Source organism: Paenibacillus methanolicus, assembly GCF_008124765.1.
In the GTDB taxonomy this organism is placed as follows: domain Bacteria; phylum Bacillota; class Bacilli; order Paenibacillales; family Paenibacillaceae; genus Paenibacillus_Z; species Paenibacillus_Z methanolicus.
In genome coordinates this window covers 422,780-436,231 of sequence record NZ_VNHS01000007.1, presented here as the reverse complement: position 1 = coordinate 436,231, position 13,452 = coordinate 422,780, and the positions used below count along the sequence as shown (strand labels likewise).

11 protein-coding genes are annotated in these 13,452 nt (G+C 59.2%); 5 read left to right on the top strand and 6 right to left on the bottom strand.

Going from position 1 to position 13,452, the window contains the following annotated elements:
* Positions 1-7 precede the first annotated feature (7 nt).
* Entirely contained in the window at positions 8-1,525 is a 1,518-nt protein-coding gene (locus BCM02_RS20215; RefSeq protein WP_148930919.1) for a sugar ABC transporter ATP-binding protein, read from the bottom strand.
* Between the two features lie 838 nt (positions 1,526-2,363).
* On the opposite strand from BCM02_RS20215, the gene BCM02_RS20210 reads away from it, so the two are divergent.
* Positions 2,364-3,257, top strand: coding sequence for a helix-turn-helix domain-containing protein (locus tag BCM02_RS20210; protein ID WP_148930918.1), 894 nt, complete (start codon positions 2,364-2,366; stop codon positions 3,255-3,257).
* Positions 3,258-3,384: 127 nt separating this feature from the next.
* Positions 3,385-3,840, top strand: a complete 456-nt coding sequence (locus BCM02_RS20205; RefSeq protein ID WP_148930917.1) for a VOC family protein — start codon at positions 3,385-3,387, stop codon at positions 3,838-3,840.
* Positions 3,841-3,961: 121 nt separating this feature from the next.
* Here BCM02_RS20205 and BCM02_RS20200 read toward each other — a convergent pair whose 3' ends face one another.
* Complete coding sequence (locus BCM02_RS20200) at positions 3,962-4,966, bottom strand: SMP-30/gluconolactonase/LRE family protein (protein ID WP_246183473.1); 1,005 nt, start codon at positions 4,964-4,966, stop codon at positions 3,962-3,964.
* Between the two features lie 219 nt (positions 4,967-5,185).
* On the opposite strand from BCM02_RS20200, the gene BCM02_RS20195 reads away from it, so the two are divergent.
* Complete coding sequence (locus tag BCM02_RS20195; protein WP_148930915.1) at positions 5,186-5,728, top strand: hypothetical protein; 543 nt, start codon at positions 5,186-5,188, stop codon at positions 5,726-5,728.
* 20 nt (positions 5,729-5,748) lie between these two features.
* Here the strand turns inward: BCM02_RS20195 and BCM02_RS20190 are convergent, their stop codons facing one another.
* Positions 5,749-6,627, bottom strand: a complete 879-nt coding sequence (locus BCM02_RS20190) for an aminoglycoside phosphotransferase family protein (protein WP_148930914.1) — start codon at positions 6,625-6,627, stop codon at positions 5,749-5,751.
* Between the two features lie 210 nt (positions 6,628-6,837).
* Here BCM02_RS20190 and BCM02_RS20185 point away from each other — a divergent pair, with 210 nt between their 5' ends.
* Complete coding sequence (locus tag BCM02_RS20185) at positions 6,838-7,428, top strand: TetR/AcrR family transcriptional regulator (protein ID WP_148930913.1); 591 nt, start codon at positions 6,838-6,840, stop codon at positions 7,426-7,428.
* Positions 7,429-7,507: 79 nt separating this feature from the next.
* The gene (locus tag BCM02_RS20180; RefSeq protein ID WP_148930912.1) at positions 7,508-8,752 is read left to right on the top strand and encodes an MFS transporter; all 1,245 of its coding nucleotides are present in this window, start codon (positions 7,508-7,510) and stop codon (positions 8,750-8,752) included.
* Between the two features lie 120 nt (positions 8,753-8,872).
* Here the strand turns inward: BCM02_RS20180 and BCM02_RS20175 are convergent, their stop codons facing one another.
* The 3 genes from BCM02_RS20175 to BCM02_RS20165 are packed head-to-tail and all read right to left on the bottom strand — an operon-like array spanning position 8,873 to position 13,407.
* Entirely contained in the window at positions 8,873-10,522 is a 1,650-nt protein-coding gene (locus tag BCM02_RS20175) for a helix-turn-helix domain-containing protein (RefSeq protein WP_148930911.1), read from the bottom strand.
* Positions 10,491-12,365: a sensor histidine kinase gene (locus BCM02_RS20170; RefSeq protein WP_148930910.1), complete on the bottom strand. Its 1,875-nt coding sequence runs from the start codon at positions 12,363-12,365 to the stop codon at positions 10,491-10,493. The genes BCM02_RS20175 and BCM02_RS20170 overlap by 32 nt, the downstream gene beginning before the upstream one ends.
* Positions 12,355-13,407 (bottom strand): autoinducer 2 ABC transporter substrate-binding protein, encoded by a 1,053-nt coding sequence (locus BCM02_RS20165; RefSeq protein ID WP_246183472.1) that lies wholly within the window; start codon positions 13,405-13,407, stop codon positions 12,355-12,357. Before BCM02_RS20165 ends, BCM02_RS20170 begins: the two co-directional genes overlap by 11 nt.
* Between the last annotated feature and the right edge of the window lie 45 nt (positions 13,408-13,452).

Genomic DNA, 13,452 nt, shown 5'->3' with positions numbered 1-13,452 from the left:
CCACTCCTTATCCAATGTCCGCGGTCTCGGTCGCATCGACCATCGCCGCGCGCAGAATCGCCTCCTGCGTAATGTCGCTGCGTCCCAGCGTCGCGGTGATCCGCCCTTCCCGCATCACCGCGACCCGGTCGCACATCCCGATGATCTCCGGCATCTCGGACGAGACGAGGATGATGCCGTAGCCGCTGCACGCCAGCTCGCTGATAATCTCGTAGATCGCCGACTTGGCGCCGACGTCGACGCCTTTGGTCGGTTCGTCGAGAATGAGGACGTCCAGCTCCGCCGTCAGCAGCTTCGCGAACACGACCTTCTGCTGGTTGCCGCCCGACAGCGAGCTGACCAGATCGAAGATGCTCCCTGCCTTCACGCCAAGCTTCTCGGCCAGACTCTTCGCCGCCTGCGCTTCCCTTCTGTCGTGCAACAGGCCGCGCTTCGCGTACTTCCCCAGCGACGGCAGCGTAATGTTGCGGCCGATGCTCCACTGCAGCACCAGTCCCTGCTTCTGCCGATCCTCCGGCAAGTAGCCGATGCCGTGCTCCATTGCTTCGAGCGGATTACGGACTTGCAGCGTCTGGCCTTTGTAGCGAATGCCGCCCCGGTCGAAGCGCTGCACGCCGAAGATCGCTTCGCACACCTCGGTCCTCCCGGAGCCGACGAGCCCGGTCAAGCCGAGAATTTCGCCTCGGCGCAGATTGAAGCTGATATCCGCGAAATATCCCGTTTTGCCCAGCCCCTCGACTTTCAGCAGCTCCTCGCCGAGCTGCGCCTCCTTCTTCGGGAACAGCTGCGTGATCTCCCGGCCGACCATCGCGACGATAAGCTCCGGATTCGTAATCTCGTCGACTTTCCACGTGCCGATGTACTTGGAATCCCGGAACACGGTCACCATGCTGGCGAGCCGATACATATCCTCGAACCGGTGGGAGATGAAAATAATCGACGCCCCGTTATCCCGCAGCCGCTCCGCGATCCGGTACAGCTCCTCGCTCTCGTTCTTCGTCAGCGCGGCGGTCGGCTCGTCCATGATGATGATTTTGGCGTCGGTCGACAGCGCCTTGGCAATCTCCACGATCTGCTGCTCGGCGACGCTCAGCGCCCCCATCTGCGTCCGCGGACTGAACGCGGCGCCCAGTTCGTCCAGCAGCCGTTGCGCTTCCGCGTGCATCTCGTTCCATAGAATCCGCCTGCTGCCCTTCGCGACCTTCTCATGCCCCATGAAAATATTCTCGGTCACGCTCAAGTCCGGGTAGCAGGTGACGTGCTGGTAGATCGCCGCGATTCCCGCCTTCTTCGCTTCGGTCGGGTTCTTGAAGTTCACCCGCTGGCCGTTCAGCAGCATCTCGCCTCCGCTGTCGGGCGCATGCACCCCGGTAATGACTTTAATAAACGTGGATTTGCCCGCGCCGTTCTCGCCCATCAAGGCGTGAATCTCGCCCGGCCGCAGCTTGAAATATACGTCATCCAGCGCCTTTACGCCGGGAAAGGTCTTCGTGATGCCTTTCAGCTCCAGCACATATTCGCCCATCGTCGCTTCCCTCCATGCCTTGATCGATCATGTTGCGCTTTCGTTCGTTATGCTTATGATAGCGCTTTAGTCTGGCGGCGTTGAGGTGACAGCTTTCGGATAGGGGGGAGAGTTGTCGGGAGTTGCCCCTCCCACCTGGCTTTAGGAGAGATATAGGGCTTCGCCCTCTGGACACCCGTGTCTATACAAGAAGGGCTTCGCCCCCTTTGACCCCACTTTTGTTACTCCCTCCTCCCACCTCCTCCGCCGAGGAGGCTCCAAAGGACTTTGCCCAAGCGTATGCTTCCGAAGTGCGTTTTCCTTTGAAAACGCTAAGGACTCCCTATTTCGTGTTCGCATGTTTGTTCGCGGTCGGCGGGAAGGCTTGAGTGTGGCACGCTTTTGTCCTTGCGGACAAAGCTTCAGTAGGTTTTGAAGTCCGTCCTAAGACTTAAGCCTGTCAACTATAGGTCCTAGTTGGCTTCATCGGTTTACCTCAGGCACCCGAATGGGGCGTGACCATTGCGCGGCCGTCGTTGATGTGTCCTTTCGTTGTGAGCTCGCTTTGTCCTTGCGGACAAGGCTTTCGTTCGAGCTTCTTTCGGGGCTTGGGTGCCTTGGGTGGAGACCTGTTGGTGGTGCCTATTGCTCGGCTGCGTGCGGACTCTCGCTTGACGTCCGCTGTTGTGGACACGCTTACCTTCTTATTTGGAAAAGCAATGAAAAAAAGGACAAAGGCTAGTTCTGGCCTTGCCCTCCTTGATGGATCGCGAGATCAACATTTTGTAGCCCTAGCTAGTGGAGAAATATGTTAAAATCGGGACGCATACCTGCAAATTCCTCCTAAGGAGTCATGTCCATGGCTGCGCCCTCGAGCAAATTGAAGAAAATTCCCGGGACTTTAGAGAAGACCGCCTCCCACCAACAAAAAATATTAAGGCTGAACGGACTGGCCGCCATTGAATCGTGCACGCGCACGGAAGGCGCCTCGGGGACGCTTTTCTTGGAAGACCATATGCTCTTGTTCGTCCTTGAAGGGGTCTATACCGTCCGGTTTGGAACGGAGGTCCATACGGTACGCAAACATCATATGGTGCTGATCCATAAATCCGTCGCGATCCAATACGAGAAAAGCGGGGAGCCGAATTCCGACTATACGCTCAACTACATGATGTTCTTCTTAAAGGACGACGTCATTCGCGAATTTATCCAGCTGGCGGACGCCCCGTCCGATTCGGCGGCCGACGGCACGGCGACGATCTCCGTCCATCCGATCGATGACCGGCTTTTCAGCTATCTCGAATCCTTGCAGCCGTATTTTCACGAACCGGAGCGGGTGAAGGATGGCTTGGTTAAAGTGAAATTGTTGGAACTCTTGTTCGGCATCGCCGAACGAAACGCCGGATTCCGGTTCGAGTTGTCGCAGGCGAAACGCCAAGCGCGACGAAGCATCGCGGACGTCGTGGAAACCAATCTCGCCAATCCCGTCTCCGTGGATGATCTCGCCTATTTATCCGGACGCAGCCTGTCCGCCTTCAAACGCGATTTCAAGGCGATCTACAACACGTCGCCATTGCAATGGATCCGGAACGCCCGGTTGGATCGAGCGAAAGACCTGCTGGCCCACTCGTCGTTATCCGTCACCGAGGCGTGCTTCCGGACGGGCTTCGAGAACGTCTCTCACTTCTCCAAAGCGTTCAAGTTAAAATTCGGCTTCCCGCCTTCCGCGCTCAAGCAGCCGCCGCATCCCTGACTTGAACTTGAGCCAAATGAACAACGGATTTGGACCTCCGGGCAAAGCTCGATTCGCCATCGTCTGGTACGCTAATACCTGTTAGCCCGAAGATGCGATGGGCAATAGAACCCAAGGAGGAACCACCATGTCCGACCTCAACCTGCGGCGGGAAGCCGCTGCCAACCCGATCGCCTCGATGAAAGGCCACCATATCGCCATCCGCGTGTCGGACTATGAAGCTGCAAAGAACTGGTACGTGGAGAAGCTGGGCTTCCGCGTCATCCAAGAGTGGCCCTTCGGCGATTTGAACCTCGCCTATGTGGCGCCGCCCCATGACGATTCGTTCTATATCGAGCTGATCGGAGACGGAGAGGTGAGCGAAGCGCCCCTTCACACGGAAATCGGCAGCAGCCTGCGCCAAGGCGGGCACCACCATCTCTGCTTGAACGTGGACAATGTGGATGAAGCGATCGCATACTTGGCCGCGCAAGGCGTAACGCTGATCGGGGAGCCGTTCGAAGTAGACGCGATCCATCGCCGCCTCGCGTTCTTCGCCGATCCATGGGGGAATCTGTTCGAATTGGCTCAAGTGACGGAGTAGCGACTCCGAAGGCTAGCTTAAGCTTTGGCATAATGATCGCATAAGCAGCGAAGTCCGCCTGATGAACGGCTGTTCGTTCAGGCGGACTTCGCGGTTTAAAGATGAATTTCCCGATCGGAAGCTACTGCTTGTCGTGATGCCCCCAGTGCTTCTTCGCCAGTTCGATCTTGGCGATGGACGCCCCGATGCCCGGTTGGTTCGGCGCGTTGGCGCCGCGGGCGACGTCGAAGTTGCTAACGTACAACGTGTCGCCGACGAAATGCAGACTGGCCGGGAATTCCAGCGGCCCCTGGTTGTCGTTGGCGATCAGTTCCTTGACGTTGCCGGAACGGGATACGTGGACGATCGCGTTGCGCTCGTTGGCCGCTACGTACAAAGCGCCGTTCGGACCGAAAGCGATGCCGTCCGCGCCGTAGAGCAGCGGGTCCTTCGCGAACCGCTCGACTTCGCCGAAGGTGCCGTCCTTCTTGATTCGGACCCGATTAATCTCGCCGGAGCTCGTATTGGCAATGTACAGTCGTCCGTCCCGGCCGAACGCCAGTCCGTTCACGGTTATCGGCTGCTCCGGACGTTCGGCTCCGATCCCACTAGCCCATACGGTCCGCTGCCCTTGCGGGGTGATCACGTAAATATTCCCCGTCGCGCCGCCGCTGACGTACAGGTTGCCTTCGCGGTCGAACGCCAATCCGTTCGCGCCGTCGACGTCTTGCGCGAACGTCTCCACCTGCCCGCTCTCGATTGGACCGCCCGATAGCGCACCCTTGGCGATACGCAGGACGACGCCGTCTACGCCATTGCCGCCTCCGCTTGCCATGTACAAATTGCCTTCCCGATCGAACGCCATGCCGGTCGCGGACCTTGGCAGAACCGTCAGCGCTTCGAGCTGCCCCGTCTCAGGCGTGAACCGGAACAACTTCTTGGAGTCCATGTCGATCGTGTATAACCGCCCGTGCTTGTCCCCGGTAATGCCTTCGACGCGCATGCCCGTCGCGCTGGACAGATCCAGATCGACCGCGATCGATACGTTCGCCGCTCGCTTTGTTCCCTCCGAAGCTTGCATCGCAGGCGCCATGACAGCAACCGCCACCATCGTCGCCGCTAACGCCGAAATGACCTTTGTCTTCAACTGCATCGCCTCCTTCATATTCATTCAGCCCAACGTAATAAGAGTAACCCGCATCGGGCGAACGCAATCAAGGGAAGCGGTTGGTCGGATAAAGGCAAGCGATTGGCCGGCACAAGGCGTGACAACGGCATTGCATCGCGGAATCGGAAATCGCGCCCGCGATGCCATGATTGGAACTTCCTTCATCCCCGCATCGTCTCAGTTAGTGGAGGTGTTGGAATGAAATTTGGTTTTGCAGGCATACTGCTCGGCGCGATTCTAGTTACGGGATGCGCCAATGAAGCCGTGAACGTCCAGGACGTCGCCGTTAGCCTGGAGGAGACTAAGAAAGAAACGCTACTCGCGAGCGAGGAACAGGTCATCGAAGCTTATCTGACCGACAAGCTCTTGAGCCCGGCGACGGGCGATGTCAGATTCGCGGCTTATGAGAGATTGGAGGAAGATACGCAGGCTGGCGAAATGTACGCATGGAGCTTAGTCGAGGCGTACGACTTGACCCGGGATGCGTCAGAATCCACCCGAGGCGTGTCCATTCCGGTCGTCCTGAAAGTCAGCCGAACGAACGGATCGCTCGCGATTACCGGGCACACGACGCCACGCGACGGCAGCTATTATGCACCCGATGTTCGAGCGTTGTTCCCTGCCCGGATCCAGAACAAAATTCTGCGCTACTCCTCGCAACACATCCAGACCTTGATCAAGGAGCTGGAACAGAAGGTGAAGGCCGCCAAGGAGAACGGAACACCGCGCCCGCAGTCTTGATGGCCGCTCGCCTTGTCTCCTCACGGCTTTCTGTAATCGACCACGATGACGTCGATCACGCGCTTGCCCCAATTCGCTAACTCCGATCTCCGCTCGTTCCAGGCATAGGTGATGAGCGCCTTCCACAACGCCCATCCGCGCGCGCGATCGACGGTAGCTTCATCGACGTTCATGCGGTCCAGGAAGATGCGGCGGCTATCGACATCGAAAAAGTTCCACGCCATCACGAGGTCGCTCGACGGGTCGCCAACGCCCATCGTGCCGAAATCGATAACGCCGCTGAGCCTGCCGGAGCGCACAAGCAGATTGCCGACCGCCACGTCGCCATGCAGCCACAACGGCGCCGCTTGGTAGGTCGTCGCGAGGGCGCGCTCCCATATTTCCGTTAACAGACGCGCGTCATATTCACCCGCAAGCGCATCGATGATCTTGCGCGTATCCTCGTCGTACACGGCGAGATTGCCGCCGCGATGAAAGTTCTGAATGCCGGCAGGCACGCCGCCGGTCGCATCGATCGCCTGCAATTCCTGCAGAAACCCCGCGAGATCCTCGGCGAACTGGTTCGGAACACCCACATTTGCATGCGTAACGGTCTCTCCTTCGATCCATCGGTTGACCGACCACGGAAGCGGATATTCATCCGTCGGCTCCCCTTTGGCCACAGGCTCCGGTATAGGCAAGGACAGCAGCGGCTTGAAGACCGGCAGCCACGTCAACTCCTTCTCCACCGCCGACGCGTAGCGTTCATGGCTCGGCAGACGAACAGTCATGTCGCTCCCTAGCCGGTAGGTACGATTATCGTGTCCGCTTCGGTCCACCGGCTTGAGGGGCAGCTCCCTCCACTGCGGGTGTTGGCTATCGATTAATCGTCGTACGAGCTCGCCCGTTATGTCCACCATCGTCCATCGCTCCCTGCGCGTAGAATCCATCCCCTATCATTACCCTGACTATAAACGCCGATCCCGGATCGGTTCAAGGGAGAGAATCGTTATAACCCGAACGGTCCGCTCCGCAACTGCCGCTTGAAATTCGGTCGAACACAATCTATACTGAGTTTGTAGACTGGATAGTCGGTTTATTAATAGCCGCATCGAAAAGGAGAACGCATCATGGCAAGACCTGCCGGAGCGGGGGAACACACGAAGAAACGAATCGCGCTAAGAGCGAAATCGCTGTTCGAGCAGAAAGGGTATTCGGCCACGACGATGGATGAGATCGTTGCCACGGCCGGTACGAGCAAGGGCAGCATCTACTACCATTTCAAGCGCAAAGATGAGCTGTTCCTGTACATTCTGGAGCTGACGATGCAGGAGTGGACCGATAAGTGGGCCCGCCTCTCTGCCCCTCTCCAGACCGCGACGGAGAAGCTGTATGCCTTGGCCGAGCTATTCGCGACCGATTTCCAAAATCCGCTCATGAAAGCGGCGGAGGAGTTCTCAGGAAGCGAGACGGCAGATCCGGACATTCACGCCCGTTTGGTCGAGATGACGCGAATGCACTATCCCATTCTTCAGGAGCTGCTGGAGGAGGGCATAACCCGCGGCGAGTTCGAGCCGTTCGATACGAGGGAGCTCATGTACGTCGTACTCGGACTGCTAGGCGGTCTCGGGGTTGCATATTACGACCTGGGTACCGAGCAAATCGTGCCCCTCTATCGCAAATCGATCGACATGCTTCTTCGGGGCATACAGAAGAAATAGACAGCCCCGGTCTGGCACCAAATTTTTTTGTCCAATTAATAGACTGACTAGTCGGATTAATAATGAGGAGTGATGAGACTTGAAACAATTGTTCCGTAATCGGGTGTTCCTCATCGTAGCTTCGGTCGATCTGATTCAACAGCTGGGCATCTGGGTCCGCAATATGGCGCTACTGTTCTACGTGATGGATCAGACCGGCAACGATCCCGTCGCCGTATCGCTGCTGACCGTGTTCGAATACTTGCCGATCTTCGTCTTCTCGATGATCGGCGGGACGCTCGCCGACCGATGGAACCCCAAGCGGACGATGATCGCGGGCGATGCGCTGAGCGCCCTCTCCATCGCCGTCATCCTGGCGTTCATCGAAGCCGGATGGTGGCAGGCGGTATTCGCGGCGACCATCGTATCCGCTGTCGTCAGTCAATTCTCGCAGCCTTCGTCCTCCATCATGTTCAAGCGGCACGTGCCGGAAGAACTGGTGCCGGCGGCGATCGGAGTGACGCAGAGCCTGATGTCCTTGTTCGTCATCGTCGGGCCGATGATCGGCACGGCCGTCTATGTTTGGCTGGGCGTGAGCACCTCGCTCCTGATTCTGGTGATCGCCTTCGCCGCCGCGGCGCTGATCCAGCTGGCGCTTCCCGCATACGTGAGAGAGAAGCGGCCCGATAACAGCTCCGTATGGAGCGAGATGGCGATGGGGCTGCGCTACGTGGGCGGCCAACGCAATCTGCTGCTTATCACCGCGGCCTTCGCGCTAATCGGACTCGGCTCCGGCTTGATCCAGCCGCTGGACGTCTTCCTTATTACCGAGCGGCTCGGGCTGGATAAAGAGGATTTGAAATGGTTCTATGCGCTGTCCGGCATCGGGATGTTGGTTGGCGGCGGAGCCGCGGCCGTCTTCGGCCGAAAGGCGAACCCGAGAATCGTCGTCGCGTCGGCCATCGTCTTCCTATCGGCGTCCATCGTCGTCGAAGCGCTGTCCGTCTGGGTTGGCCTGACGGCGACGATGCGATTCTTGGTCGGCGGCGCGCTCACCTTCATGCAAATCATTCTCGGCACCGCGCTCATCTCGATGGTGGCGGAAGCGTATATCGGACGGGTGAACGGGACGATCGTGCCCGTCATGATGGCCGGCATGCTGATCGGCTCCGGGCTCTCCGGCTTCCTCATGAAGTCGACGGGTCTCGTCCCTGCGTACATCATCGCCGCGGCGATCGTATTGTTGGCCGCTCCGGTGGCGATGCGCATGAAGATCGATCGGCCGAAGGACGCCGAGCCGTCCCTGCCAATTGCTCAAGGTGAAACGGCCGACGCCGCTCTTTAGCGTCGCGTCGCTCGATAATGAAATATGAGACAATGAAGAAAGCCGCCCCGGCGCCATCTCGAAGGATGACGCCCGGGGCGGCTTTCGCGTACACGGTTTACGGCTAGACGCCGCTCGAATCTATTTTCCCTGCAGTCTCCCGGCTGCGGCCAGCTGCTCTCTGTATTGCGAAGGCGTCACGCCCGACCATTGCTTGAAGAGCCGGCTGAAATATTTGACGTCCTGGTACCCGACCTGCACGCTCAGCTCCTGCAGCTTCAAGCCCGGGTCCTGCAGCAGCTCCTTGGCGGCTTCCATCCGCATGCGGGTCACATAGTCGAGCACTGTCTCGCCGCATTGGACTTTGAAGCACTCGCAGAAGTAGGTCGGGTTCATATGGACGCGGTCGGCGATCCGCTTGATCGTCAGCTCGCCGGCAAGATGCTCGCGAATCCAAGCTTTGGCCTGGTCGACGGGGGTGCTCTGACGGCTGTCGGCCCGCGTCTCCTCGATCCCGCGCACGGCTTCGGCGATCCGCTTCTGTACCTCCTGCTTCAACTCATGCAGATGCGCGGCCCGCTGCAGCTTCTCGAACGTCTCCTCCAGCGTGACCGCGAAGCCGGAATGTCCGCTGCCGGTCAGCGACGCGGAGTGGACGAGGATAAGCAAGTTCTGAACCGCCGGCAAGATCGCGGCGGGCGACTCCCGCTTCTCCACCTGCTCGAAGAACTGCTTCGTCTGCAGCAGCGCCTCTTCCAGCCGTCCCTGCTCGACCGCGAGCCTAACTTTCCCGGCTGATGGCGGGAGGGCGGTCTCTGCACCCTGCTGCCCCGTTCCGAGCGTATCCTGCTCCGGCCGGAAGAGCCGGTTCCCGCCCACCACGAGCCGATATTGAACGAGCGACAGGCATTGCCGCTTGGCTTCCGGCAGCAGGTACAAATCCTCGATTGCCTCGCTGCAGGCAATCGAGGCGGAGAACGGCGTATAAATCCGGAACGCGGAACGAATCCGGTCCGCAAGCTCGGTCATGGCGCGATCCTCGGCCGCCTCGTCCTCGGGCATATGCAGCAGCGTCCAGAAATCCGACTGCCCGCCGCGCCAGCACCAGCCGCTGCCGCCCGACTTCTCCGTATGCGCATAGACGAGCTCCTCCAGTATATTCTCAAGCGCATAGAAGTAAGCTTCCCAGTCCTTGACCGTATACGAACGGCTTTTGACCGGGAGCGCATCCAGGCTGATATACATCAGCTGGTACCGGCCTTTCGGGAACTCCTCGACCCAATAGCCAAGCCGCGTCAGATCGACGCCGGGCGAAGTCGTGTAGCTGAGCGCCTGCGTCTGGCGCGTGCGCTTCAGCCGGCCGGCTTGCTGCTCCAGTTCGCCGAGCTTCAGCTGCCGCGAGCGGTCGCCGGCGATGCGCTCCTCGATCTCCGCCATCCGGAGCCGGAATTGTTCCCGGTCCACCGGCTTGAGCACGTAATCGATCGCGCCTTCGCGCAGCGCGGCGCGCAGATATTCGAAATCGTCGTAACCGCTGATGAAGAGCGAATAGAACGAATAGCGCGCTCTCGCTTCTTTCACGAACGATAAACCATCCATCTCCGGCATTTTCACGTCGCTAATGACCAGATCGACCGCCCCGCCGCACTGATGCAGGAAGTCCAGCGCCTCCCTGCCGTCGGAGAGAACGGCCACTACTTCGAAGCGTTCTCCGCTGGAGAGAACCAGCCGCTCGATCCCCCGTCGAATCCGCGGCTCATCATCCACGATCAAGGTTCGTATCCGTTGCACGATGCTTCGCCTCCCTCTCGATTCGTTCGACCTCCGCGGCCCGGATAACCGGAATGCGTACGGCCACCTCGGTCCCGATGCCCTCGATGCTGTGCAGCTGAACCCCGTAATCCTGCCCGTGCAGCAGCACGATTCGGGCATTGACGTTGCTCAGGCCGAAGCCGGAATCTTTGCCTGACCAAGCGTCCTCCCGGATCGCCTGCTCCAATTGCGCCAGCCGTCCGGCCGTTATCCCCGGCCCGTTATCCCGAATGCGGAACACGAGATCCTGCTTCCCTGACCTCGCGCTGAATTCCTCGCTGACCGTAATGCGGATATCGACGCCTTTGCGGGCTTCCAAGCCGTACTTGATCGCATTCTCCACGATCGGCTGCAGCACGAAGTTCGGCGTATACAGCGCCTCTCCCGCCTGACTCGGCACCGACTCCGCGATATCGAAGCTCAGCCGGTCCTCGAACCGGAACTTCTGAATGGTCAGATAATCCCGCACATGCTGCACTTCCTGCGTAATCGTCACGAACTTCGACTTGTTGCTGACCGAGAAACGGAGCATGCGCCCGAGCAGCGACACCATCTCCACGACCGTCTCCTTCTCGTCCTCCTCGACCGCCATCGAGATCGTCTCCAACGTGTTGTACATGAAGTGCGGGTTGATCTGGGACTGCAGCGCATACAGCTCCGCTTCTTTCTGGCGAATCTCGATATGGTAATTCTGCTGAATGAGTTCGCGGATCGTCGCGACCATCGAATTGAAGCTGGCCGCGAGCGTCCCGATCTCGTCCTTGCTCTGCACCTTCAGATCGACGTTGAACTTGCCCATCTCCACATGCTTCATCAGCTGATTCAAGCGTTTGAGCGGGTTGGTCACCCGGATCGAGAAGAGCGCGTACATGAAAATGCTCACGAGCACCAGGCCGATGAAGACGAGCACGGTCACCTTGCGGACAAAATCGGTTCGCGCCGTCAGCGCCTCGAGCGGCACGCTGTGCACGAGCACCCAATCGAGCTCCTTGGATTCATGCATGCTGACCAGTCGCGCCCCGTCTCCGCTTTCCTTGCGGAAGCTGCCGCTCAGCAGCGGATATTGATCGATGTTCGGGTCGAACGTGCCGGTCAGTTCCGGGTCGGTATGATAAATAATCTGGCCCTCGCGCGTCATCAGCCACATATCCGCCTGATCGCTGTTCTCGAGATCCTGCAGCACATTGCGGATAAAATTCAGCCGGACGGCAATGAACATCGTGCCGAGCTTCCTCCGGTTGTCGACGTCCTCGATCGGCTTCATGATGAGCACGTATGGGATGTTATCGACGAACCGTAGGCCGACATCGCGCGGCAGCATGACTTTCACGCTCCCGCGCAGCTCCAGATCCTGTCCGTAATCCGTGAACGCCCGGCTCCAATCGATGCCGGAATAACTGAGCCTCGTGCTCTCGAACACGCGGTTCTTGGACAGGAGGAAGACGCCGATGACATCGGGGCTCGCCCCGTTCAGGTACGTCCGGTTCAGGAAGCTGTTCATCTCGAATTGATCCCGGTTCAAGTCCGCGCGGCTCTGGTACGCATCCCGGCGCAGGATCGCGACCATCGATTCCGAGTTGAACAGCATCTCCGGCAGCACGGACAGCTCCTCCATATGCTTCTCGATGTTGGCGTCCGCCTGGACGAGAAAGCGCGGCATGTATTCCCCGATCTGCTCCTCGATCGACTTGGTATACTGCCTGTACGAGATATAGCCGAGCAGCGACATCGGGATGACGGTGAGCAGGATATAGGTGACCATCAGCTTGGTGCTCAGCCGGAACCGGGTAAAGGCGAGCTTCCCCCGCAAGTTAGAAATCATATTGGTTCACGTTCTCTTTCGTAAAATCGACCGGGTCGCCCATGACGACCACGTCGCCGTTCACCCGGATGATGCCGACGTTCGGCAGCATGACGCCGTCCTCGGGCGGCTGGCCCGCAAGCGCCCGCACCGCGAGCACGACTGTCAAATAGCCGAGCTTCTTCGGGCTCCACAGCGTCGCCACCTGGGCGGAGCCATCCGTCAGATAAGGCGCCATCAAGTTCGGGAGCGACAACCCGACGACCTTCACCTTACCGGTAAGTCCCGCTTCCTTGACGGCTTGGGCCGCTGCGGGCGGGCCGACCGAGGAGTTGCCGATCAGGCCGGCCAGATTCGGATACTTCGCGAGCATCCGTTTGGCCGTCTCGTACGCCTTCTGCGGATCGTCGTCGGTCGCGGCGATCTCGACCAGCTTCATGTCCGGATAATACGTCTCCTGCTGCACCTTCATCCACTTGATCCATTCGTTCAGCGTAGCCGCCTTCTGCTGCCCGGTCAGGATCGCGAATTCGCCCTTCTCCCCCGTATTCCAGGCGAGCGTATCCATCAGATGACGTCCCAGCTTCTCGTCATCGACCATGTTAACGAAGAAGTCCCGGCCCTCCCGGTACGTATCCGAGTCCCAGGTAATCACTTGGATGCCCTGCTGTCTCGCCTTCATCAGCGCCGGCAGCAGCTTCTCCGGGTCGTTGGCCGAGACCGCGAGCGCGTCGACGCCTTCGACCATGAGCTCCTCGATGATGCGGATCTGCTGCACGGTATCCGCGATCGGAGGACCCCGATAGACCAGCTCCGCGCCCAATTGCGCCGCGGCCTCCCTAGCGCCTTCCTCCACGAGATTAAAATAAGGGATCTCGACCAGCTTCGGCACGACCCCGATCTTGAATTTACGCGGCTCCTCCTCATGCGCCGACTGCCCCGGCGATGCGACGGCCTCGTTCTTATCCATGGCGTATATAACTTCATATCGATTCTGCTGCCCTGCCGATTGGCAAGCGCTTACAAACATAACAAGCAGCAATGCCGCGATCCCGATCCGCACGCGCCCGCCTCCCCTACCATTGCTTTATCGCATAATACGACTATT